Annotated in this window: 22 protein-coding genes and 1 pseudogene; 12 read left to right on the plus strand and 11 right to left on the minus strand. The window is 64.9% G+C overall.

Annotation, left to right across the window (positions count from 1 at the left end; translation table 11 throughout):
* Positions 1-24 precede the first annotated feature (24 nt).
* Positions 25-1,635, minus strand: a complete 1,611-nt coding sequence (locus AC1DQJ_RS18885) for a hypothetical protein (RefSeq protein WP_477606146.1) — start codon at positions 1,633-1,635, stop codon at positions 25-27.
* A gap of 440 nt (positions 1,636-2,075) precedes the next feature.
* On the opposite strand from AC1DQJ_RS18885, the gene AC1DQJ_RS18890 reads away from it, so the two are divergent.
* From AC1DQJ_RS18890 to AC1DQJ_RS18905, 4 genes are all read left to right on the plus strand, one after another.
* Positions 2,076-2,657, plus strand: coding sequence for a hypothetical protein (locus tag AC1DQJ_RS18890; protein WP_477606148.1), 582 nt, complete (start codon positions 2,076-2,078; stop codon positions 2,655-2,657).
* A gap of 230 nt (positions 2,658-2,887) precedes the next feature.
* Positions 2,888-3,841 (plus strand): oxygen-dependent tRNA uridine(34) hydroxylase TrhO, encoded by a 954-nt coding sequence (trhO, locus tag AC1DQJ_RS18895; RefSeq protein WP_477606150.1) that lies wholly within the window; start codon positions 2,888-2,890, stop codon positions 3,839-3,841.
* A gap of 521 nt (positions 3,842-4,362) precedes the next feature.
* On the plus strand, positions 4,363-5,508 hold the full coding sequence (locus tag AC1DQJ_RS18900; RefSeq protein ID WP_477606152.1) for an AraC family transcriptional regulator: 1,146 nt from the start codon (positions 4,363-4,365) through the stop codon (positions 5,506-5,508).
* An 86-nt stretch (positions 5,509-5,594) separates the two neighbouring features.
* Positions 5,595-6,509 carry a CPBP family intramembrane glutamic endopeptidase gene (locus tag AC1DQJ_RS18905; RefSeq protein WP_477606154.1) on the plus strand — a complete coding sequence of 305 codons (915 nt, stop codon included), beginning with the start codon at positions 5,595-5,597 and terminating at the stop codon, positions 6,507-6,509.
* 182 nt (positions 6,510-6,691) lie between these two features.
* Here AC1DQJ_RS18905 and AC1DQJ_RS18910 read toward each other — a convergent pair.
* A pseudogene (locus AC1DQJ_RS18910) lies at positions 6,692-6,833 on the minus strand (integrase); the annotation flags it as partial.
* A gap of 132 nt (positions 6,834-6,965) precedes the next feature.
* Here AC1DQJ_RS18910 and AC1DQJ_RS18915 point away from each other — a divergent pair.
* Both AC1DQJ_RS18915 and AC1DQJ_RS18920 read left to right on the plus strand, forming a co-directional pair.
* Positions 6,966-7,361, plus strand: coding sequence for a VOC family protein (locus AC1DQJ_RS18915; RefSeq protein WP_477606156.1), 396 nt, complete (start codon positions 6,966-6,968; stop codon positions 7,359-7,361).
* 215 nt (positions 7,362-7,576) lie between these two features.
* Positions 7,577-7,954 (plus strand): hypothetical protein, encoded by a 378-nt coding sequence (locus AC1DQJ_RS18920; RefSeq protein WP_477606158.1) that lies wholly within the window; start codon positions 7,577-7,579, stop codon positions 7,952-7,954.
* A gap of 543 nt (positions 7,955-8,497) precedes the next feature.
* On the opposite strand, the gene AC1DQJ_RS18925 is transcribed toward AC1DQJ_RS18920, so the two are convergent.
* The 5 genes from AC1DQJ_RS18925 to AC1DQJ_RS18945 all read right to left on the minus strand — a co-directional run bounded on the left by AC1DQJ_RS18925 (position 8,498) and on the right by AC1DQJ_RS18945 (position 12,564).
* On the minus strand, positions 8,498-8,857 hold the full coding sequence (locus tag AC1DQJ_RS18925; protein WP_477606160.1) for a TM2 domain-containing protein: 360 nt from the start codon (positions 8,855-8,857) through the stop codon (positions 8,498-8,500).
* Positions 8,858-8,959: 102 nt separating this feature from the next.
* The gene (locus AC1DQJ_RS18930; protein ID WP_477606162.1) at positions 8,960-10,159 is read right to left on the minus strand and encodes a cytochrome P450; all 1,200 of its coding nucleotides are present in this window, start codon (positions 10,157-10,159) and stop codon (positions 8,960-8,962) included.
* Positions 10,160-10,492: 333 nt separating this feature from the next.
* Positions 10,493-11,449: an NUDIX hydrolase gene (locus AC1DQJ_RS18935; protein WP_477606164.1), complete on the minus strand. Its 957-nt coding sequence runs from the start codon at positions 11,447-11,449 to the stop codon at positions 10,493-10,495.
* The gene (locus AC1DQJ_RS18940; protein WP_477606166.1) at positions 11,449-11,961 is read right to left on the minus strand and encodes a tyrosine phosphatase family protein; all 513 of its coding nucleotides are present in this window, start codon (positions 11,959-11,961) and stop codon (positions 11,449-11,451) included. The genes AC1DQJ_RS18935 and AC1DQJ_RS18940 overlap by 1 nt, the downstream gene beginning before the upstream one ends.
* Before the next feature lie 3 nt (positions 11,962-11,964).
* Positions 11,965-12,564, minus strand: a complete 600-nt coding sequence (locus AC1DQJ_RS18945) for a YfbR-like 5'-deoxynucleotidase (protein WP_477606187.1) — start codon at positions 12,562-12,564, stop codon at positions 11,965-11,967.
* A 169-nt stretch (positions 12,565-12,733) separates the two neighbouring features.
* Here AC1DQJ_RS18945 and AC1DQJ_RS18950 point away from each other — a divergent pair, with 169 nt between their 5' ends.
* The gene (locus AC1DQJ_RS18950) at positions 12,734-13,546 is read left to right on the plus strand and encodes a universal stress protein (protein ID WP_477606168.1); all 813 of its coding nucleotides are present in this window, start codon (positions 12,734-12,736) and stop codon (positions 13,544-13,546) included.
* Between the two features lie 10 nt (positions 13,547-13,556).
* Positions 13,557-13,931 (plus strand): hypothetical protein, encoded by a 375-nt coding sequence (locus tag AC1DQJ_RS18955; protein ID WP_477606170.1) that lies wholly within the window; start codon positions 13,557-13,559, stop codon positions 13,929-13,931.
* Here the strand turns inward: AC1DQJ_RS18955 and AC1DQJ_RS18960 are convergent.
* The 4 genes from AC1DQJ_RS18960 to AC1DQJ_RS18975 form a co-directional block, all read right to left on the minus strand.
* Positions 13,928-14,698, minus strand: a complete 771-nt coding sequence (locus AC1DQJ_RS18960) for a hypothetical protein (RefSeq protein ID WP_477606172.1) — start codon at positions 14,696-14,698, stop codon at positions 13,928-13,930. The two genes, AC1DQJ_RS18955 and AC1DQJ_RS18960, sit on opposite strands and share 4 nt — an antisense overlap.
* Positions 14,699-14,773: 75 nt before the next feature.
* Positions 14,774-15,646 (minus strand): AAA family ATPase, encoded by an 873-nt coding sequence (locus AC1DQJ_RS18965; RefSeq protein ID WP_477606174.1) that lies wholly within the window; start codon positions 15,644-15,646, stop codon positions 14,774-14,776.
* Between the two features lie 141 nt (positions 15,647-15,787).
* Positions 15,788-16,330: a hypothetical protein gene (locus tag AC1DQJ_RS18970; RefSeq protein WP_477606176.1), complete on the minus strand. Its 543-nt coding sequence runs from the start codon at positions 16,328-16,330 to the stop codon at positions 15,788-15,790.
* 46 nt (positions 16,331-16,376) lie between these two features.
* Entirely contained in the window at positions 16,377-18,044 is a 1,668-nt protein-coding gene (locus AC1DQJ_RS18975; protein WP_477606178.1) for a tetratricopeptide repeat protein, read from the minus strand.
* Positions 18,045-18,305: 261 nt separating this feature from the next.
* Here AC1DQJ_RS18975 and flbT point away from each other — a divergent pair, with 261 nt between their 5' ends.
* The 4 genes from flbT to AC1DQJ_RS18995 all read left to right on the plus strand — a co-directional run.
* Positions 18,306-18,731, plus strand: coding sequence for a flagellar biosynthesis repressor FlbT (gene flbT, locus AC1DQJ_RS18980; RefSeq protein WP_477606179.1), 426 nt, complete (start codon positions 18,306-18,308; stop codon positions 18,729-18,731).
* On the plus strand, positions 18,691-19,062 hold the full coding sequence (flaF, locus tag AC1DQJ_RS18985) for a flagellar biosynthesis regulator FlaF (protein WP_477606181.1): 372 nt from the start codon (positions 18,691-18,693) through the stop codon (positions 19,060-19,062). The genes flbT and flaF overlap by 41 nt, the downstream gene beginning before the upstream one ends.
* A gap of 283 nt (positions 19,063-19,345) precedes the next feature.
* Positions 19,346-20,185, plus strand: a complete 840-nt coding sequence (locus AC1DQJ_RS18990) for a flagellin (protein WP_477606183.1) — start codon at positions 19,346-19,348, stop codon at positions 20,183-20,185.
* A 332-nt stretch (positions 20,186-20,517) separates the two neighbouring features.
* A partial coding sequence (locus AC1DQJ_RS18995) for a flagellin (protein WP_477606185.1) occupies positions 20,518-21,282 on the plus strand: 765 nt, incomplete at its 3' end.

Consider the following 21,282-nt stretch of genomic DNA (forward strand, 5'->3'; position numbering starts at 1 on the left):
TTTCAGTTGAGCTGCCCAGGGGTATCAGAACGCGAGGACGCCCTGGATCATCGGCACCCAGGCCGTCAGGCCGGCGGTATAGGGGGTGAAGACGCCGCCATAGGGCACGTCGACTACGCGCATCAACTCTGCGGTCAGCCACATGCGCTCGGTCGGGACGAAATACCACTTCACGCCTACGCCCGCCTCCCAGGAGTCGCGGAACTCTCCGAACACCATCGAGCCGCGCCCGTACGCCATCAGCTCCCGAGGCAGGATGAAGGCGGCTGCCGACAGCTCAAAGCCGTGATCGAACGTGTCGTCGACGGGAATCGGGCCGTCGGCCTTGAAGTCGTCCAGCCAGCGCAAAAAGTACTGCCCGTTGACCGACCACCCGTACTTCTTCAGGCCCCAGTCGATCGCCCACATTCGGTAGGTGGCGTTGTCCACCGTCACGCCCGGCGCAAAGGCGCCGGTGGCGAAGGTCAGCACGCCGTCCGAGTTGTGCATCGAGGTGTTCTCGGGGCTCGACTGGTCGAGGTCTGAGAAGCGGTCCTCCCTCGCCCACGTGAACGACGTGCCCAAGCGAATGCGCAGATCTGGCGAGGCGTAGTAGTCGTCGTACATGTTGCGCGACTTGCCGGGCGGGCCGTAGTCGCCGAGCGGCTCCCACCAGACGCTGCCGGACGCCATCAGGTTTTCGTCGATCTTGGCCGCCGAGATGTTGAGCGTGTTCAGGCCGTTGCCGACGAACGCGAGGTAATGCAGATCTTTGGTGAGGTCCCCATTGGCCCAGATCCCCTGCGTGAACCCGGGACGGAAGAAGTTGTCCGCCATGGTGCGGTCGGTCGATTGGAAGAACGGAAACGTAGCCACAAGCGACCGGCTGCCGGGGACACCGGTGTAGCCTCCGGTAAGCGTGAAGGCCTTGTTGAATTGCCAGCCGATGTTCCCTGCAATGACGATCGAGTTCGACCCCGCGGACGTCCACACGGTGGTGCTGTAGCGCAGCCGCGGATCGAAGATGTAACCGCCCAGGATGAACATCGTGCGGTTGACCGTGATGTCGTTGCGCAGATTGACGCTGCGAACGGCGCCCAGGTGGTCGGTGAAGGTCTCGTCACCGGATTCGGTGTTGAGGTACCGGACCTGCGAGTTGATGTTGTACTTCAGCAGGAAAGGGACCTTGGCGTCGTCGGAGGTCTGCCAGATGACGATGCCGTCCTGGTACCGCTCGACAACTTTCTGCGTGATCGAGTCATCCGATCCTGTCGCGAGGGGCGGCGCTGCAGCCAGCACCTGCGGAGCTGGCGCTGCCGCAGCAGGCGGCGGCGGGGCGGGTTGCGGGGCGACGGCCGCGGCCTGACTGCCTAGCTGTCGTTCCAACCGGTTCAGCGTCTCGGTCAGCCCCTTTTGCTGTTCCTGCATGGTGCGAAGCTGCTCTCGCAGCGCCGTGACCTGCTGTTCCAGTTCGGCGGGCGTCGCCGGCCGCGTGGGAGCCTGCGCATGGGCGGCTGTCGCGATCGTCGTCGTCAGGGCGCAAGCCGCAATCGAGAGCCTGATGCGCGCGGCAAGCCGCCCGCTGTCCAACCCCTTCTCGCCGGTCTGGTCCTCCGGCGCCGCTTCAGCAGTGGATGATGGAATCCGCCAGCCCACCTTAGGAGGCTTCCTTGTATCTGAGCGCACCAGGAGCGGAGATGGTCGCAGTTTGAGCTTGGGCGTCACATAGGGTGAAGTACGGAGGCCAGCTTCGCGTTCAATCCAGGCGAGCTGCTGGTTCGCAACGCGATACTTGCCGCGGCGGCGCGCCGGCTCCTCAGGTCCTGGCTCTATGGACGCATAGGGGAGGGCAGGACCACGACCCGATCGACGGGTTGCCAGGCATGGCCCGGCTCCTCGAATTCGAACAGTGCATCGTCGCGCGCGCAGGCCCGCTAGCGGCCCGTTGACGTTCGACTGCCTGCGACCCGTCTCGGTCATTCGCAAGGTCCGCTCTCAGGTGGACCACCGCCCAGGCTCAGGTGTCGGCACGAGTGACTTTGCAATTGCCGAGGAGTGTAACGCGGGTCGGGAACACAACCTCTGAGGAGACCTCCATGCGTGCCCTTCTGCTTGCGCTCGCCACCGTCAGCAGCTTGGCCGCTGCAGCACCCTCTCTCGCCCAGACCTTGAAGGTGAACCAAGACATCAGCATCGACGTCACCGGCTTTAGCGGCGATCCGAAGATCCTGTCCGACATGGTGACCAAGATCGAGTCCCTCAACGGCGGACGAGTGGCTGCGATAGCCTTTAACAACGTCGCCGGCACGCCGGGCTACGCCGCCATCGTGTTGAAGGGATCGGACGTCAGGTTTTGGCGGCTCGACAATCCGACCAGTGACGCGGTTGAGCTTACTGGTGCGTCCGTTCCGTCGTGGATGTTGAACTGGAAGGCCCAACGGCGCGCGACTGCCGTGAAGGTCGCCAAGGTTTCGCTCGCCGACGCGATCCGTACGGCCGAAGCTTCACGGAAGGGCGCACCGGCGGTCGTGGCCGGCATTGCGAGAAGCGCCTCTAACCCCACCTCGGACGTCCAGGCCTACATGGTCGGGATCCTGAAAAACGGCCGCCTGGAGCGCGTCGCAGTGAATTCGCAGTCGGGATCGCCGATCGAGAACCCCGAGGCGCTGGAATGGTGAGCCAAAGGGAGTAGTCGGAAAGAGGCGTCCGCGCCTCCCTGGACAGGCGACGGCGCCTCCGGTTCCGGGCAGGGCGACAACCTGGGCCTCCACCCCCTGACGTCCGGCCCCGAAAGCGGACCTTCACGGCTCCACGAGGCGAGGTGACGCGCTTCGCAGCTTGCCAAGGCGTAGCTATGGATGGGAGTTGCTTCCCCTTAAACCGCCGCCCTGACTACGCTGTCGCGAAAATGACCGAGCACCACCTGCCTATATGTGTCGCCGCCCTTTACCGGTTCTCGCCGTTCGGCGACTGCGAGCGGCTGCGCGATGGGCTGGCGGTCGTCTGTGCCAATCACGGGATCAAAGGCACGCTGCTGCTGGCGCCAGAGGGCATCAACGGCACTATCGCGGGCGCCCCAGACGGGATCGATTCGGCGCTGGCCTATATCCGCGCGCTGCCCGGCTGCGAGCACCTATCGGTAAAGATCTCCCGCGCTGCGGTCATGCCATTCTACAGAATGAAGGTCCGCATCAAGCGCGAGATCGTCACCATGGGGCAGCCGCACATCGATCCCCTGGAGGCCGGGCACTATTTGTCGGCCGACGACTGGAACTCCCTGATCAGCGAGCCGGACACGCTCGTCATCGATACACGGAATGACTACGAAGTCAGGATCGGCACCTTCGCAGGCGCCGTGAACCCAGGGACGAGTAGTTTTCGAGAGTTTCCAGACTGGTTCCGCGCCAACCGCGAGGCCCTGCTGGGTCAGCGAGCGTCGCCGAAGATCGCAATGTTCTGCACCGGTGGAATCCGCTGCGAGAAGGCGACGGCCTTCCTGAAGTCGGAAGGGTTGGAAGCCGTCTATCATCTCGAAGGCGGCATCTTGAAATACCTGGAGACCGCGAGCGAGCCGACCAGCCTTTGGCGGGGCGAATGCTTCGTCTTTGACGAGCGCGTGGCGCTCGGCCCTGGGCTTGCGCCAGGAAGCCATGTGCTGTGTCGCGCCTGCCGCATGCCTGTAACGCCGGAGGAACGCTCCTCTCCGCTCTTCGAAGACGGCGTCAGCTGCCCAGCCTGCCATGGCGAGCGGGACGTGCAACAACGGGCGGGCTACGCGGAGCGGCAGCGCCAGGTCGCTCTGGCCGCTTCACGTGGGATCGACCACTTCGCCAGCGGGCCACCGGCCAAGCCGGAGCGCTGACTTCCACCTAGCGCCAGTTGCGGACCTTGGCGGCAGGGCTGAAAGCAGACTCTTTTAAGGTCCGCTACAGGAACGTCGCGATCGACCGGATCCGACCCATTGCGGACCTTTCCTAGCCCGGGTGCGCCCGGGCTAGCCGCGGCGGCGCGACGTTGCGCCAGGCCATCCAAAGCGCGCTCAGTGCGGTCGCCTCATCAGTGTTCGCCACGACCATGCGCGTCCAGCCTCGCGAGGCTCCCATCCCTTCCACCGGATGGAAGACTGTCGGCTCAGCCGTGCAAAGCATCTCTCGCTGATCAAGCGTCAGCTTGATCACAGCCGTCCCCCCGGGCCGATCTGCCGGCGACGCAAATATCTTTCCAACGACGCGGATGTCCGCGCCGCTTTGGTGATGACCGAGTGACGTTTCGGGAAGAGCGAGCGCGGCGGCAAGGAAAGCCTCAGGCGTCATGGCTAGGACCTTGCCCAGGTCTGCGCCGCATTGGAAGCGGCAGTCCGTCTCCCCGTCATTGGCTAGCCGGATGGCCATCCCCGAGCTGGACGCCAAGAGGGCTGGCCTATGTCGTCAGCCGGCCGCAACATGCTCGGCAGTTACGGAGGCGCAGATGCATGGATCCACCGCACCATTATGGTCGGGCATCGCGGTTGGCGCGTTCTGCGTCACGGCGCTGAGCGTCTGGCGAAGCGAACTGGGCCGCGACGCGAAGCTCACCACGGTGCTCACCTGCCTAAGCGCGGCCGCCTGGATACTCACCGAGTCCGATCAATCCTCGATTACGCCCGGCTTGCGTAATCTGCTGCTGCTGCCGGCGTTTCCGGCCGCTGGCTTCTTCTGGGCGTTCGTCTCCGGTGTGTTCCAGGACCGCCCCTTCCGCTGGTTCGCCTTCGCGCCCGCGGTGCTGTTCGTCCTGCTGGGCATGGCGATGACCCTCGCGCCTCCAGGCCTGGATCAGGTGCTGGTCTCAACCTTCAACTTCGCCGCAGCCGCCATTTGTCTGCACGCGGTGTTTCTGATCGTTCGCAGCTGGCGTGGCGACCTGGTCGATAGCCGACGGACGTCGCGACTGGTCATTCTGGGGATCATCGCCCTCTTCGCGGCGGCTCAGGGCGCCGCCGGTGCGCTCCACGAGCTCGGTCGCGGCGGCGCCTTGGCGTCCTTCGCCATCAGGGGAACCTTTGGCGCCGTCACCAGTGCGGCGCTGGGTCTGGCGATGGGCGCCCTGCTCCTGCAGGCGCGGGCTCCGCTGTTCGCAACGCGCACCGCTCAAGCCGCGGCGGCGGATCCGAAACTGATCGCGGCTGACCGGATATTGCTCGGGAAGCTGGACGCGTTCATGGGCGCCAGCGGGTGGCGCCGGGATGGTCTGAGCATCGGCGCCCTGGCCAGGGAACTCGGAGTTCCGGCGCACCGGCTGCGCCGGCTCATCAACGCGAAGCTGGGGCACCGCAATTTCGCGGACTTCGTGAACGGCTACCGCATCCAGGCGGCCAAGGCGCGATTGGCCGACCCGATGCAGGCTGACGCCACAATCGCGAGCATAGCCTTTGACCTGGGATTCGGCTCACTAAGCCCGTTCAACCGGGCGTTCCGCGCCAGCACCGGATCGACGCCCACGGCGTGGAGACGCGTGGCGTTGGAGGCCGCGATCCCGCCGGACGCCAATTAAGTTCGGATTCGACCAGGCTTTTCCATTGTCGCCGAGACGGCGCGCCGCTGAGGCAGCTCCCTGTGTCTCTTTTCAGGGAACTTCTCATGCACATGCACGAACAATCGGCCGTCGAAGTTGCGGCGGAACCACAGGTCCATAGGGGGAGAGAGAGCGGTCGGCCACGCACCCTCCGCAAGGCGGGCGGCCTCCTGGTATTTTGCGTCCTGGTCTTCGCGTGGGCCTGGGGGGTAGGCCTGCTGTACGTTGTGGCGAGCGAGCCGATGGTCCGGGTCTTTGGGCCGGTCACCTTATGGAACCCCCTCATCTTCCTGACTGTATGGTCGCCCACGCTCCTGGCGTTCGGGGTGACGGCCGCCTACGGGGGTCGAGCTGGTCTGGGCGCTCTCCTTGGCCGGATATTCCGGTGGCGCTTCCCGCTGCGTTGGTATCTGGCGGCCACTGTGGGGATCGCGGCGGTGGCCTTGAGCGCCCGGTTCCTCCACTCTCTTCTCTCGCATAGCCCGCCGCCGCCGCTGTTCGACTTCGTGCGGTGGCCACAGTTCGCCAGCGCGGGCGTGGCGCTGCTCGTGCTCGATCCTGGCCCCATTGGGGAGGATCCCGGCTGGCGCGGGTTTGCCCTGCCAAGGTTGCTCGAACGGTTCAATCCCACGACGGCGGCCTTGCTGCTGGGCGTGATTTGGACGGTCTGGCATCTGCCCGCGTTCCTCTTCTCCGGCATGCCGCAGTCGAGCCTGCCCATCGGCTGGTTCTGCCTTTCCATGGTGTCGGTCACGGTCTTGATGGCCTGGGGGACGATCAACGCAGGCGGAGCGGTGATCCCGGCCATTCTCATGCACTGGGCCTTCAACCGGTTCAGCGACCTCAGCTATGACGGCGCGATGTACACCGCGCTGGCCTACACGGCCGCCGCCCTGGCGATCATAGTCGCCACCAGAGGATCGCTTGGTCTGGCGGGAGCCGCATTGCCAAGTCGGTGGCGGCCCGGGAGGGTGCGCTGAAAGCTAGGTAGCGCAAGGGCCTAGGCTGTCAAACCGGCCGCAGCCAGAACCAAACGCTTCAATGGCTTGGTCAGGAGTGTCAAACCGGAATGTTCCTTTCGGGCGGGGGGGGGGGGGCTAACTTCCGCCTTCGACCCTTCCCTGACGTAGGGCGGGTCCGCTCGCCGGACCCGCCAAGCCGCTCAGAGCTCGACCTGCTCAGAGATCGAGAGTGCGTCGTCCACCTCGATGCCCAGGTATCTGACCGTACTCTCAAGCTTGCGGAAGCAGCTGGCAGGCCCTGAGGTTGCCAGTCTTCTTGTAGAGCAGCGCTACTTGGGTGCGCGAATGCTATGCGGCAAGAGCGGAAGCTGGGGCGCGCCTGGGAAGCGTACCCATCGATGGTCCGCTGGTGCAAGTCTGGCTCAGCCGCGCCGACCCATTGCCCCGGCGGTCACCTGTGCCTAGCCTCAAGTGATGAAAGGGATTCCCCAGCTACGTGTTGCGCGCCCAAGCGACGACCTCGACGCGCTTGTCCCATTCTATCGAGATGGCCTCGGCTTGAGCGTTCTTGCCCACTTTGAGGACCATGATGGCTTCGATGGGATCATGTTCGGCCTACCGGGCGCACCATTCCATTTCGAATTCACGCGAGCACACGGGCATAGCGTGGGGCGCGCGCCGACCCAGGACAACCTTGTCGTCTTCTATCTCCCCGAACGGGAGGCCTGGAGGGACGCCGTAGAGCGCATGCGGAACGCGGGGTTTGAGCCGACCACTTCCTTCAACCCTTACTGGGACGTTCAAGGCGTGACGTTCGAAGACCCCGACGGATACCGCCTGGTGTTACAAAATGCAGCTTGGGGGAGCTAACGGCAGCATGCTCCAGGGCGGCGTGGGCCGAAGGTTCCAGAGGCCCGCTCGAACGTCGCGATCGAACGCTCACGACCCGTTGCGGACCATCAGCCCCGAAATGGCGGTCCCGCGCCCCGGTGAAAGAGAATTTCCTGGCGGGCAGCGGCCGTAAAATCAGAGATGTCGGCGGGCGCATCGAGTAGGGGAGGTCGCCACTGCCCAGAGAAGTTCAAATGATCACTTCACCCACGGCCGGCTATATCTATTTGGTCTCGGCCGCCGCGCTCACGTTGCTCGCGCTTGCGGCAACGATCTCACCTGGTTGCACCGGCCCTGTGAGCCGCGTGCCATGCGACTACCTCGCCAAATTCAAGGAAGGCGCGGCCACAAAGCGCGGCTACTCGCGAGCCGCAGGCATTGAGGTGGTGGATCTCGGCTCATCCGTTTACGTGCAGCAGTTCACTGACGACCCCGGCGTCGTTCTCCACACCCCCGGCGTTCTGATCGACAAGCGAAGCTGTCGGGTTTGCGAGGTGAACGGCCGTAACTCCGCTGGCCACGAGCCTGAGCGCGTGCTGCTTGCTGCGTACCCGGCGGAGAGGTCCCGCTAAGGTCCCACCGCTCATCCCGGTGAAGGTCGGAACCCAATCTCGAAGCGGCCCTTGCTGGGATGACCGGAGCGGAAGTCGGCCGCCGCCGCCCGCTCGATCTGCGTTGCTGAAAATCAGATGCCGGTTGTTGGCATGAATGCGTTCAATCTCAATGCAATGATCGACCAGCTTGTTGGCCTTTTCACGCTCCAGCGCGAGACGGTCGCCTGCTGGCATTGAAGCGATCTGCTCGTATCGCCCTCAGGTGCCAGCTCGACCGCGCCACGCCCTCGACCGGACGCACCCGGCATCTCCTTAACGGTCGCGGCGATGCGAATGTAGAGCTTTTGCCGCAAGTCATCCGATGTGAGCAAACTGCCGAGAATGTGCCATCCGGCCGCATCCTCTCCACTATCTCGTGGAGACTGATCCCATCCCCAATGGCTGCGCATCCGCCGGAATGGTCTCTGACACCCGCTCAGAGCAAGGGCGGAAGTCGCGGACCCATCATGATGTAGCAGGACATCGTCCTTTGGTCCGAAGAAGCACAATGCCGACGTAGCGCTAGCCGTGCGCGGCGACCATCAGCGGCGAGTCGCTCGAGGCCAGCTTGGCTAGCAGCAAATTATTGTGGCTGCGCACCATTCCAGGGATCGTGAACAGGTCGACCAATAGCCAGACCCCGAGTGGGATGAGGAAAAGAAGGCCGAAGCCTGCGGCGAACAACAGCGTCCAGCCGATTATAGTGAGCGCGATCATCGCGACGCCGCTCCCGGTGCGGCCAAGATAGAAGCGGTGGATCCCGAGGCCGCCCAGAAAGAACCAGAGCAGATAAGTCACGCCCGTCGACTTCTTGCGACTCTCGAAGGCCATTAGCGCCTGCGCGTCATTGCTTATCCCCTGCCGGGCCGGCTGCTCGCTCATGTTCTCTCCCCCCCAGGAGCACGCTTATGTGTGGAGACCATAACGCGCTGCGCGCGGGAATTGCAAAGGCGCTTTGAGACTGTGGGGGCGTCGGTTCCCCCATCACCCCCGCACCACCAACCCCTCCATCCCCCGGAAGAACGGCAACGCGCGCCAGGTCGGCTCGTCGCCCGCCAACGCCAGGTCGGGGAAGCGCTCGAACAGCCGCACCAGGGCCTGCTTGGCCTCGATGCGGGCCAGCGGGGCGCCGATGCAGATGTGGCTGCCGCCGCCGAAGGCGACGTGCGGGACGTGCTTGCGGGTGATGTCGAAGCGGTCGGGGTCGTCGAACACCTCCGGGTCGCGGTTGGCCGCGTGCAGCGAGGTGATGACCGACTGGTGGGCGTGCATCGGGCAGCCCCCGACCTGGCGCTCGTCTGAGACTACCCGATTGGTGATCGCCACCGGCGATTCAAAGCGCAGGATCTCCTCGACCGCGGCGGCGGCGAGGGCAGGGTCGGCCTTCAGCTTGGCCAGCTCGTCCGGGTGGTTGAGCAGCAGCCACACCCCATTGCCGATCAGGTCGGTGGTGGTCAGGTTGCCGCCGATCAGCAGGGCCGAGAGGTTGATCCGCACCTCGTCGTCCGACAGCGGCGCGCCCTCGGCCTGCAGGGCGACCATGTCGCTGATCAGGTCGTCCTGCGGCGACGCCCGCCGGGCCTCCATCAGCTGGGTGAAATATTCGGTCAGCTTGGCGGAGCCCCATTCCATCCGCTCGGTTTCTTCCGGCGTGCGCAGCGGGTTGAGGCCCAGGATCGAGGCCTCCGACCACTCGCGGAACTCGCGGAACCGGGCGCGCTCGACGCCGAGGATGGTGGCGATCACCAGGATCGGGATCGGGATGGCGACGTCGGCGATCAGGTCGAACGGCGCTCCGTGCGGCGCGGCGTCGATCACCTCGTCGATGGTCGCCTCGATCTGCGGCTTCATCGCGTTGATCCGGGCATAGAAGGCCTTGGCCAGCGGCAGCCGCACGCGGCTGTGGTCGGGCTCGTCCAGCGACAGGATGCTGTCGGTGCGCGGGGCGTCGGGATCGCGGTCCATGCGGCGCAACAGGGCGCCTTCCTCCGAGCGGCTCCAGTGGCGCCACAGGCTGCGGTCGTTGACGGTCTCGCGCACGTCGCCATAGCGGGTCAGGAACCAGGTCTTCACCGGCTCGTCGCGGTGCACCGGGCATCCTTCGCGCAGGTCCTTCAGCCGCCCGTGCGGATCGACCCGGGCGATGGGGTCGAAGGCGGAAGTCTCCACGATGGACCAGGTCACGGCGTCACTCCCCAGTGCTGTTTTGCCCAGAGTGTGGCTCGTTTTCGCCGTGCGGCAAGTCAAACTTAACGGTGATAAGACGGGTCGGTCATTGCGTCGGCGAAGGGAAACACGAAGGCCACCAAGGCCACGAAGCGTCCTGCGCCGAAGGCGCTTCTTTCCGATGGCGTGGCGACAGGAAGGGCAGGGCGATCTCGCCTTTTCCCCCCACGCGGAGCGGGGGAGGGGGACCACGCGTAGCGTGGTGGAGGGGCGAGACTGGGCGCGGTGCGTGCCGCCCCCTCCACCGCTTCGCGGCCTCGTTCCCCGTGAACGGGGGAGGAAAAGCGCCAGCTACTCCCGCAGCAGCGGCAGGCTGAGGCCGGAGACCGGCCGCGCGCTCAGCGCCTCGCGGCGGAAGCGGAACAGTTCGGCCGGGCGTCCGCCGGTCTCGGAGTCGACCCGGCCCAGGCCCTCGACCAGTTCGGCCCGCTCCAGGGCGCGGCGGAAGTTCTGCTTGTGCAGCGGCACTCCGGCGATCGCCTCGACCGCCCGCTGCAGGGCCGAGAGGGTGAAGGCGTCGGACATCAGCTCGAACACCACCGGGCGATACTTCAGCTTGCCGCGCAGCCGCGAGAGGGCGGTGGCCAGGATGCGCCGGTGGTCCGACAGCATCGGCTCGCCCAGCGCAGAGGCCAGGGCTTCGGTGCGCGGCGGGGCCTGCTCGCCGCGGTCGCGGGCCGCTTCCGGCGCCAGGCCCGCCTCATAGAGCAGCTCGTAGCGCTCCAGCACCCGCTCCTCGTTCCAGGGCGCCTCGTCCAGGGCGAACAGCAGCCGGGCCCGGGCCAGCTTCTCGGGCCGACCGCTGGCCCAGGCGCGCAAGACCGGCTCGATCTCGTCCAGCGCCAGCGGGCGACCGCTCCGCCAGTCCTCGTAGGGGAAGAACCGCGACCAGTCGGCCCAGGCGGTGTCGGGGGCGGTGGTGTCGATCGGGTTGGGCGTCAGGGCCAGGTAGCCGACCGAGATGACCCGGGCCGCGCCCGGGCCCTTGCCCATGTCGGCCAGCGGCGCGTCGCGGCCCTTGTCGCCGAAGGTGTAGAGTTGCTCGACATAGCCGAGGTCGAACCGGGTCTGGTCGGTCACGAAGGCGCGCATCGCCAGTTCGAAGGTGCGGTGGCCGGCCGGTTCGAACGGACCGAACGGTAGGCCGGGCATTTGGCCCGCGGGGCGCACCGTCAGCACCACGGCGTCGCCGTCGCGCACGGCGACGACCACGGCCGACAGTCCGATGACGACGGCGGCGGGGTCCATCAGTGCTCCGCTGCGAGGTCGAAGGGCACGCCGTAGCCGCTGTATTCGTAGTCGCCCATCGCCTCGACCGCGTCGACCATGCGGCCGCGCCGGCCCAGGATGTCGTCGGCCAGGGCGACGATGCGGCGGTTGGGGTAGGCGTGCTTGGCCGCGGCGCGCATCTTCAGTGCGATCGAGCGCTCGTCGGCCTGCGGATTGCGGTCGCAGGCCAGCACGAAGGCGCTGGCGCTGGAACGGCTGATCCCGGCCCAGCAGTGGACGATCATCGGGGCGCAGGCGTCCCAGGCGCGGCCGAACTCGAGCAGGCGGTGCACCAGGGCCGCGCTGGGCAGGATCAGGCCCTCCATCGGCTCGGCGATGTCGTTGACCGACAGGCGCAGGTGGCGCTCGGCGGGCAGCTCCTCGGGCGTCTCGATCATGCTGGCGCTGTCGAGCAGGGTGACCATGTGCGAGGGGGCGCGCGCCGCGATGAGGGCGGGTACTTCGGCCAATCCGCAGACGATCAGGGTCATGCTCTACTCGGTGTCGAAGGCCGCGTCGGGGTGAGACGTGGCGAATCCCGCCGCCTCCGAGAGGACATTGTATCGCTGAATGTAACGGGTTTGCGCCTGGGCGGGGGCCAGCGGCTCGATAATCAGCTCATAGCCGGGCGGGGGGGCGTCGAAGAACTCCAGCGCCTCGTTGTGGTTGAAGCCGGCCAGCTGGGTGGCCTCGAAGAAGGCGCAGGCGCGGTCGGCCTGCTTGATCAGCTTCTTGATCGCCGCCGGGGTCTTGGCCGGGATGCCGAAGCGGACGTGGATCGCCGTCTCCAGCCGCTCCTCGAATTTCCGATAATCCACCCCGAGCGCCGCCTTGAACGGGCTGATCATGTCGCCGATCACATACTCCGAGGCGTCGTGCAGCAAGGCCGCCAAGCGCCACCTGGGTTCGAGGTCCGGCTGGATGTGGGCGCAGATCTCCTCGACCACCACCGAATGCTGGGCGACCGAGAAGGCGTGCTCGCCGGTCGTCTGGCCGTTCCAGCGCGCGACGCGGGCCAGGCCGTGGGCGATGTCCTCGATCTCGATGTCCATCGGCGAGGGGTCCAGCAGGTCCAGCCGGCGGCCCGAAAGCATTCGCTGCCAGGCGCGCGGTTCCTTGCTCGATGCACGCAGCCCTTTCCTCACCGATGCGTTCCTTTCACAGTCAAGGTCGTGAACTGACCCAGGACTTGCCAAAGATCAATGCGCGGCATGCATTTGAGGCTCCAGATGGCTGCGAAGCTGGGTCGAGAAAGGAAAGACGATGAGCTGGGCTAGGATCATGGCGCCGTTGTCCGGCGGGGAAGGGGACAAGGCCGTTATCGCCGCGGCGGCCAAGCTCGCCGAGCCCTTCGGCGCCGAGTTGGCGGCGGTCTATACGCCGGCCGACGTAGCCGACGTCATGCCCTGGATGGGCGAGGGCTTCTTGGGCGGGGTCCAGACCACGGCGCTTGAATCGCTCAAGGAAGCGGCCGCGGCCGGCGAGAAGAACGCCCGCGCTGCGATGGAGACGGTTCCCTACGGCAAGAGCCAGTTCATCTCGCTGCAGACCCCGGTGTGGGCAGGTCTGTCGGCCGAGAGCCGGCTGTCCGACGTGGTCGTGTTCAACAACGATTCCGCCCGCGGCCGCGGGCCGCTGGCCGAGGCTTTCCAGCAGATGGTCGCCGATGAGCAGCGCCCGGTTCTGGTTGCCCGAGATGGGTTCACGGTCGGGGGGCCGGTGGCCGTGGCCTGGGATGGCGGAAAGGAAGCTTCGCGCGCCGCCCGGCTGGCGCTGCCGCTGCTCGAGCGCGCGCCGAGCGTGGTCATCCTGGCCGCGCCGAAGGCGACCTCTAGGAGCTTTGACCCCTACCGACTCCAGGCCTACTACGCCGCCCGCGGCGTGAAGGCCGAGGTGGACGTGTTGCCAGATAGCGGCGATGCGGCGCCTCTGCTTCTCTACGCCGCCAGCAAGGCCGGAGCGGGCATCCTGGTCGCCGGCGCCTTCGGGCATCCGCGGCTGCAGGAGTTCATCTTCGGCGGCACCACGCGGACCATGCTGTCCGCCGATCAGCCTTCGCTCTTCCTATCGCACTAGAGGTTCGGCCATGACGCTGTCGCGCATTGTCATGCGGCTCGCCCGCAATCCTGGCACCGAGTTCGCCGGGGGCGATGACCACCGAGGTTACGCCCTGACCGCTCCCCTGACCGCGGACGGCATGCTGGACTCGGACGCCTACGCCAAGTCCAAGGCGGCCTGCGTGGTTCGCCGCTTTGCGCCGGACGAGGACGCCGCCGACGGGCGGTTGGCGCGCCGCGGTGCGCGTTGGTTCTTCGACTACGACGACGGCGATACGGTCGATGACGAGCCGGTCCATCGACTTGGTGAACATCGATTCGCCGTCGGCGAGTACGTGACGGTCACCGATGAGGACGGCCGGCCGCTGACCTACAAGGTCGTCGAGGTGCAGGCGGCGGGCTAGACCCCGCCGTTGCGCCGCACCAGTTCCTGGACGTCGTGGTAGATTTTGTCGCCAGACTCGGTGTCGACCTTTGAGCGTACCTTGGCGATCGTCAGGGGACCCGTCTTGGGGCCGCCCGCTTCGTATCCGACGTAGCGGTAGCCCTCAGGCAGGTCTTTGCCGGTGTAGATGAAGGTCGCGCGCAGACCGCGCTTCTCGCGCGCCAGCGCCTCGCCGCGCATCCGCACGTCGCGATAGATGTTCACGGTGGTGTCGTCGCCAGTCGAGTCCACTTTCAGCGGGCCGATCCGGATGTTGGCGTCGTCGCCTTCCTCGGAGATGTGCACGCCCGGCAGGTCGATGCGGCTCGTTTCGCTGTCTTCGTCGCCAGTCGAAGCATCAATGCGAGCGTCGGCGGCGGCCTCTGCATGCACCCGAGCGATTTCGGCTGCGACAGCAGCGACATCTGCCTTGGCGGCAGCCACATCCTTGATCTTGCCGTCCAGGCTCGTGGCGGTTCCGCCGGCCGGACCCGGCGTGCTGCGCAGGTCGGCTTCGATCTTTGCCAAGGTTTCTTCGGCGCTGCCGACCACCTTGGTCAGTTCAAGGGTGACCTCAGCTCCATCCGAAGAGCGGTAGACGCAGCTCTTGCCGTCGCCGGCCATGCTGATCCGGGTCAGGTCGCCTTCGGTGGCCGGGCAATCCAGCTTGGCGACCGCGTGTTTACCGCCCTGTCCGCAGGCGGCCAGCACCATGGCCGAGCCCGCAATCAGCAGGATGTTCTTCATACGAAAAATGCTCCGGTCAGTTCACGAAGAACGTGACCGGAGCACTTTGAAACGTCGAGTGAATTCGCCGTAAGTCTATTGTTGGCCTGGGCGGGAGCCGGCGCCCTCGCGGCGGGCCAGGAACGCCAGACGCTCGAACAGGTGAACGTCCTGCTCGTTCTTGAGCAGCGCACCGTGCAGGGGCGGGATCAGCTTGGTCGGATCCTTTTCCTTCAGCGCGTTCTCGTCGATGTCTTCGACCATCAGCAGCTTCAGCCAGTCGAGCAGCTCGGAGGTCGACGGCTTCTTCTTCAGGCCTGGCACCTTGCGCATGTCGTAGAAGATGCGCAGCGCCTCGGCGACCAGCTTCTGCTTGATGCCCGGATAGTGGACTTCGACGATCTCGTTCATCGTGTCGGCATCGGGGAAGCGAATGTAGTGGAAGAAGCAGCGGCGCAGGAACGCGTCGGGCAGTTCCTTCTCGTTGTTCGAGGTGATGATCACGATCGGGCGGATCACCGCCTTGATCGTCTCATTGGTCTCGTAGACGTAGAATTCCATCCGATCGAGCTCCTGCAGGAGGTCGTTCGGGAACTCGATGTCCGCCTTGTCGATCTCGTCGATCAGCAGGATTGGGCGCTTGTCGGCGGTGAACGCCTCCCAGAGCTTGCCCTTCTTAATGTAGTTGCGGACATCTTTGACGCGCTCGTCGCCTAGCTGGCTGTCGCGCAGGCGGGTCACGGCGTCGTACTCGTACAGGCCCTGCTGGGCCTTGGTCGTCGACTTGACGTGCCAGGTGATCAGTTCGGCGTCGAGCGCCTTGGCGATCTCGTAGGCCAGGACGGTCTTGCCCGTGCCCGGTTCGCCCTTGATCAATAGGGGCCGTTCCAGCGCAACAGCGGCGTTGACGGCGACCTTGAGGTCTTCGGTGGCGACGTAATTGTCGGTGCCTTCAAAACGCTGGCTCATTCGGGCTCCCTAGGACGGGCAAAATGTGACGCCCGTTTCGAACAAATGTTTCAACCTGACGCCAACCTAAAGGCACAGGCGGGACATTCAAGCTGATTGAGCGGTGTTCGCCGGCCTTTGTCGCAAACGTCGCGGGGTTCCCTAGCGTCGCGGCCGGGTTATCGAGACGGGGTCGGAGGCCGGGAAGCTGTCATCCAGCCCAATTTCCAGCGCGCGCTCGGCTCTCTCGTCCTGTTTCGAGTCGCTGGCGTAGCCCATTCTGCGCAAATCATCGTCGCCGACGGACTTGGACTGGAAGTTGGTGAAATCGTCTTCGCCGCCGCTCACGAGCCCCGCGTCAGCCACCTCTTCGAGACCATCGATCGAATCGGGATCGACCTCGTCGTCATCGAACTCGTCGTCGTCCTCATCGTCGTCGTCGCTTGCGGCGGCGCGATAGTGGAGCTCGTCGTCCTCTTCGAGGTCGTCCTCGTCGAACTCGTCCTCGTCGAAGTCGCTGGCGTCCAATGACCGCGCCTCGTCCTCGTCGCGGTCGCCATCGGCTCGCGTCACATCGAGGAGGTCCGGCAACTCCTCGAAGGTCCGCATCTCGTTGAGCTCTTCGTGATCGTCGAGATTGGCCTCGTCGAACACCTCGGCGGCGTCCTGGTCGTCATAGCCGTCGTCTTCTCTCACGCCAGGCATGGGGGACGCTCCGGTTTGCGAGCGTCCCGCTGACGCCCTTCCCGGATCAACCCGCCGCGGCCAGTCGCGTTCCTTTGCCGACGTGCTCGCCCAGTGCGTTGGACAGATCGCGCATGATCGCCGGCCAGTCGTTGTACTGGGGCGCTGAGAAGGCGCGGGCCTGGCTGTACCAAGGGTAGTAGTCGGTCCCCAGCCGGGGCCACGTCCGACCGCCGGTGATCAGCCAGACGGGCGTACCGACCGAGGCGGCGATGTTGAAGCTGGCGTTCGAAATACCGATGACCAGATCGAGGGCCGCTGACAGCGCCGCGACGTCGTCCAGGTCGTTGCGCAAGTCGATTTCCGGCGGCTGGAAGATGTCGATCCCGAACTTCTCCTTGGCGTAGGCCAGGTCCTTGGACTGGTCTCCGTACTGGAGGTTCACGAACGTGACCCCCGGCGTGGAGAGCACCGGCGCCCATTCTTCAAACGGCGAGTAGTAGAGGCTGCGAGTGTTGTTCAGCACCAGGCTGGTCCAAAGCAGGCCGACCTTCATGCCCGGCAGCGCAGAGAGCACGCCGCGCCAATATGCGATCCTTTCGGGATCGGCGCGCATGAAGCCGTCGGGACGATTGGGGAAGGACTCGGCGGTCGGCCGGAGCACCTGCAGCAATTCGCCAAGCGGGGTCCAGTAGTCGATGGTCTCCCAATCCTTGATGAACGGCGCGGCGCGTACCGCGCGGCCATTGTGCCCAATGGTAAGGTGGGATCCGACCCGCGCTTCGGGGAAGCTGCGCTTGAAGAAGCTGACCAGGCGGTCGGTCACGGCCAGGGTCAGTTTCCCGGACGGCCCCAGCACCTTGAAAACATCCTCCAGGAGATTGGCGAACAGGACTTCGTCGCCCAGGCCTTGTTCGCCGAAGATCATCAGGTGAGCCCCGGCGATATCCGTCCCCGGCTGCCAGCGTGGCCGATTGCTGAGGAACTCGACCGGCTCGGCATAAGTCGGCTCCAGGCGGGCGGAATAGTACTTCCAGCCCTGCGCCAGATCGCCGCGCCCCAGTGACATGCTCCCGATGGAGAACCGCATCATCGTCGCGTCGTGCTCGTTCTCAGCTATGGTCAGGGCATAGAGCGTCTGAGCGATCGCTTCCTCCTCCTGCCCCTTGGCGAACATGATGCCGGAGATGTTGTAGAGGGCCTTGGCGTGGTTCGGCGAAAGGCGCAGCGCTTCGGCGTAGAAAGTCTCCGCCTCCTCAGAGCGCCCCTGGTCGCCGAGAACGGTGCCAAGCGTGACCCACAGCATTGGCTGATCGGGATGGGCCATCAGCGAGGTCCGTAGCACCTCGATAGCCTCATCGTATCGCATTTGCCGCCGGAGCAGGGCTCCCAGGTTGTTGGAGGCTTCAGGCGCGGCGTGCTTGCGCGCAAGGCAATGGCGGAACAGGGTTTCGGCCTGCGGCCACATCTCCATCCTGAACGCCAGGCGGCCGAGGTCGTTGGCGATGTCTGCGCTCTCGGGATTGAGCGCCAGCGCCTTCTCATAAGCCTCCAGCGCTCCGGCTCGATTGCCCAGCTTGTCGCGGGCGATGCCCGTCAGGTGCCAAGCGTAGGTTAAGTTGGGGTCAAGCGCGGCGGCGGCGGTTGCGGCCTGCTCGGTCTTGGCGAACTGATTCTGATGAGCGAACTTGAGGGCCCGCTTCAGTTGGAAGAGGGCGGTCTTGGTCGCCTTCAACGAAGCGACCTCGCGATTCAGCCTCGCCAGGCCTTCGCGCGACGCTGCATCGCCTGCGGGCCCAAGTTCGAACGGCGATTTGTGCACCGGATACCGACTCCACTGACCCAACGACATGTCGGACCTTGTGAAATCATGCTTAACGGTCTGCTAATGAGGGGCGGGGCGGAGTCGCTGCAAGAAGCGGTTAACCCCTCCGAACTAGCGTGAGTCCGGTGAAGCAATCGGCCTGGGCGACACGCCTCTACTGGAGACTGAGGAATGCCGCTTAAACTCTCGCTGAAGCCCGGGGAGAAGTTCGTTCTCAACGGCGCCGTGGTGCAGAATGGCGACCGGCGCACGACGCTGGTGCTTCAGAACAAGGCCTCGGTCCTGCGCGAAAAGGACATCATGCAGCCGGAAGAGGCCGTGACACCGTCGCGACGCATCTACTTCCCGATGATGATGATGTACCTCGATGACGCCGGGGCCGCCCGTTATTATGACGAGTTCGCACAGCGCCTGACTGAGTTCATGAGCGCGATCCGGAATCCGGATGTGCTTGCGGACTGTGTCTCTATCTCCAAACACGCCATGGCGCGCGAGTACTACAAGGCGCTCATGCTGTGTCGGAAGTTGATCGAGTACGAAGACGAGAGGTTGGGGAATGTCGCTCCGAGCGTACCAGCAGGCGGCCACGCGGGCTGAGGCCCCCAAGGACGCTGAGTATAGGCTGTTTGGTCAGGTGACCCGCGCGCTGATCGTCGCCTCGGAGGCGCCGGTCACCGATTTCGCCACCCGCATTGACGCCATCGACTGGAATCGTCGGCTCTGGTCGGCGCTGGCGCGCGACTGCTCGGATCCGGGCAATCAGCTGCCTGTCCAGGTGCGCGCCAACATCATTTCGCTGAGCCTTTTCGTGGGGCGTCACTCCAGCGAAGTCATGCGCGGCGAGGATAACTTCGACACGCTAATCGAGCTCAACAAGATGATGATGCAGGCGCTCGGCCAGAAGTCGGACGCGCCCGTGGCCGCCTAGGCCGCCACTTCACTCGATCCTTGAAGGCGTCGGCCCGCCAGGTCGGCGCCTCTTTTGTGCTCGCTGGGCGGCAATTTTTACCGAGTTGGCGCGGCAAAAATTGCCGCAAAAGTCCAGGAATCGACGCCGCCAAGGTGATTGCGCACGCGTAAGTATAAAAAACGATCCAAAACAAGGAGCTGACCTCAACCAAAGGTGGTCCGAGCCTTGCTTGGAACTGCCCGGGCAAAACGCCTCCGGCAGTCAAAATGACGTCGGTCTCCGAGAAAAGGACCTAAGTGCTATGGCGATGAATTCCGTCAACACGAACCAGGGCGCGATGATCGCGCTGCAAAACCTGAACTCCACCAACAAAGACCTGGGCGTCGTTCAGGGCCGGATCAACACCGGCCTGAAGATTTCGTCGGCCAAGGACAACGGCGCCATCTGGGCCATCGCCCAGAACCAGCGCGCTGAATCGAGCTCGCTCAACTCCGTCGTTTCGTCGCTGCAGCGCGGTCAATCCGTGGCTGACGTGGCGATGTCGGCCGGCACCGCCATTTCCGACATTCTCGTGCAGATGAAGGAAAAGGTGCTGGCGGCGACCGAAGCTGGTCTGACCACCGCTTCGAAGCAGGCGCTCAGCGACGAATACACCGCGCTGCGCAATCAGATCGACACCATCGCCAATAACGCCACCTTCGACGGCGTCAATCTGATCTCGAACGGCACCGCCAACAGCTCCGACGTGAAGGCGATCGCCAACGCTGATGCGACGGCGACCATCGACATCGACCACGTCGACCTGTCGCTGACCAATACGGCCATCGCCGGCACCTTGAGCACCCTCACCGGTACCGCAGGGGTCGTCGCCGCCGACGTGTCCGACCTGGAAACGGCGATCCAGAGCGTGTCGTCGTCGCTGTCGAAGATCGGTACGGGCGCCAAGGCGCTCGACACCCACCTAGTCAACGTCATGAAGCTCCAGGACACCCTGGACGCTGGTGTCGGTAACCTGGTGGACGCCGACCTCGCCAAGGAAAGTGCGAAACTGCAGGCCCTGCAGACCAAGCAACAGCTCGGTGTTCAGGCCCTCAGTATCGCCAACCAGTCGTCGAGCACTCTGCTCGGCCTGTTCCGATAGGACCAACGGGTCGGTCGCGGCCAAATCGCCGCGGCGGAGCCTGAACCTTGAAGGCGTCGGCCCGTCGGGCCGGCGCCTTTTTCGTGCCAAGCCTGCGTCTCGGTAAAAGCTGCCGCGCGGTAATTATTGCCGAGATGGTCGGCAAAAATTGCCGTGCCGATTCGGGAATCGGCGTTCTTGGGATGGTTGATTCCGGGTAAACGAAAATAATCCTTTGAAATCAATACGGTAAGGTTGGATCGACCTGGCCTAGGCCTTGCTTGGAATCGCCAGGGCAAAACGCCTCCGGCAGTCAAAATGACGTCGGTCTCCGAGAAAAGGACCTAAGTGCTATGGCGATGAATTCCGTCAACACGAACCAAGGCGCGATGATTGCGCTGCAAAACCTGAACTCCACCAATAAAGACCTGGGCGTCGTTCAGGGCCGCATCAACACCGGCCTGAAGATTTCGTCGGCCAAGGACAACGGCGCTATCTGGGCCATCGCCCAGAACCAACGCGCTGAATCGAGCTCGCTCAACTCCGTCGTCTCGTCGCTGCAGCGCGGTCAGTCCGTGGCTGACGTGGCGATGTCGGCCGGCACCGCCATTTCCGACATTCTCGTGCAGATGAAGGAAAAGGTGCTGGCGGCGACCGAAGCTGGTCTGACCACCGCTTCGAAGCAGGCGCTCAGCGACGAATACACCGCGCTGCGCAATCAGATCGCCACCATCGCCAACAATGCGAGCTTCGATGGCGTGAACCTGATCGCGGGCGTCTCGGTCAACAGCTCCGACGTGAAGTCGATCGCCAACGCCGACGCCACCGCCACCATCGACATCGACCACGTCGATCTGTCGCTGACCAACACGGCCATCGCCGGCACCCTGACCGCCCTCACCGGTACGGTCTCGGCCGGTGACGTGTCCGACCTGGAAACCGCGATCCAGAGCGTGTCTTCGTCGCTGTCGAAGATCGGTACGGGCGCCAAGGCGCTCGACACCCACCTGACCAACGTCATGAAGCTCCAGGACACCCTGGACGCTGGTGTCGGTAACCTGGTGGACGCCGACCTCGCCAAGGAAAGTGCGAAACTGCAGGCCCTGCAGACCAAGCAA

It is taken from the genome of Phenylobacterium sp. P4_E10 (assembly GCF_056401675.1).

Coding starts and splice junctions, on each gene's coding strand:
- AC1DQJ_RS18890 (WP_477606148.1), top strand. CDS start 2,076: ATGCGTGCCCTTCTGCTTGCGCTCGCCACCGTCAGCAGCTTGGCCGCT.
- trhO (WP_477606150.1), top strand. CDS start 2,888: ATGACCGAGCACCACCTGCCTATATGTGTCGCCGCCCTTTACCGGTTC.
- AC1DQJ_RS18900 (WP_477606152.1), top strand. CDS start 4,363: ATGGCCATCCCCGAGCTGGACGCCAAGAGGGCTGGCCTATGTCGTCAG.
- AC1DQJ_RS18905 (WP_477606154.1), top strand. CDS start 5,595: ATGCACATGCACGAACAATCGGCCGTCGAAGTTGCGGCGGAACCACAG.
- AC1DQJ_RS18915 (WP_477606156.1), top strand. CDS start 6,966: ATGAAAGGGATTCCCCAGCTACGTGTTGCGCGCCCAAGCGACGACCTC.
- AC1DQJ_RS18920 (WP_477606158.1), top strand. CDS start 7,577: ATGATCACTTCACCCACGGCCGGCTATATCTATTTGGTCTCGGCCGCC.
- AC1DQJ_RS18925 (WP_477606160.1), bottom strand. CDS start 8,857: ATGAGCGAGCAGCCGGCCCGGCAGGGGATAAGCAATGACGCGCAGGCG.
- AC1DQJ_RS18935 (WP_477606164.1), bottom strand. CDS start 11,449: ATGGACCCCGCCGCCGTCGTCATCGGACTGTCGGCCGTGGTCGTCGCC.
- AC1DQJ_RS18940 (WP_477606166.1), bottom strand. CDS start 11,961: ATGACCCTGATCGTCTGCGGATTGGCCGAAGTACCCGCCCTCATCGCG.
- AC1DQJ_RS18945 (WP_477606187.1), bottom strand. CDS start 12,564: ATGCTTTCGGGCCGCCGGCTGGACCTGCTGGACCCCTCGCCGATGGAC.
- AC1DQJ_RS18950 (WP_477606168.1), top strand. CDS start 12,734: ATGAGCTGGGCTAGGATCATGGCGCCGTTGTCCGGCGGGGAAGGGGAC.
- AC1DQJ_RS18955 (WP_477606170.1), top strand. CDS start 13,557: ATGACGCTGTCGCGCATTGTCATGCGGCTCGCCCGCAATCCTGGCACC.
- AC1DQJ_RS18960 (WP_477606172.1), bottom strand. CDS start 14,698: ATGAAGAACATCCTGCTGATTGCGGGCTCGGCCATGGTGCTGGCCGCC.
- AC1DQJ_RS18965 (WP_477606174.1), bottom strand. CDS start 15,646: ATGAGCCAGCGTTTTGAAGGCACCGACAATTACGTCGCCACCGAAGAC.
- AC1DQJ_RS18970 (WP_477606176.1), bottom strand. CDS start 16,330: ATGCCTGGCGTGAGAGAAGACGACGGCTATGACGACCAGGACGCCGCC.
- flbT (WP_477606179.1), top strand. CDS start 18,306: ATGCCGCTTAAACTCTCGCTGAAGCCCGGGGAGAAGTTCGTTCTCAAC.
- flaF (WP_477606181.1), top strand. CDS start 18,691: ATGTCGCTCCGAGCGTACCAGCAGGCGGCCACGCGGGCTGAGGCCCCC.
- AC1DQJ_RS18990 (WP_477606183.1), top strand. CDS start 19,346: ATGGCGATGAATTCCGTCAACACGAACCAGGGCGCGATGATCGCGCTG.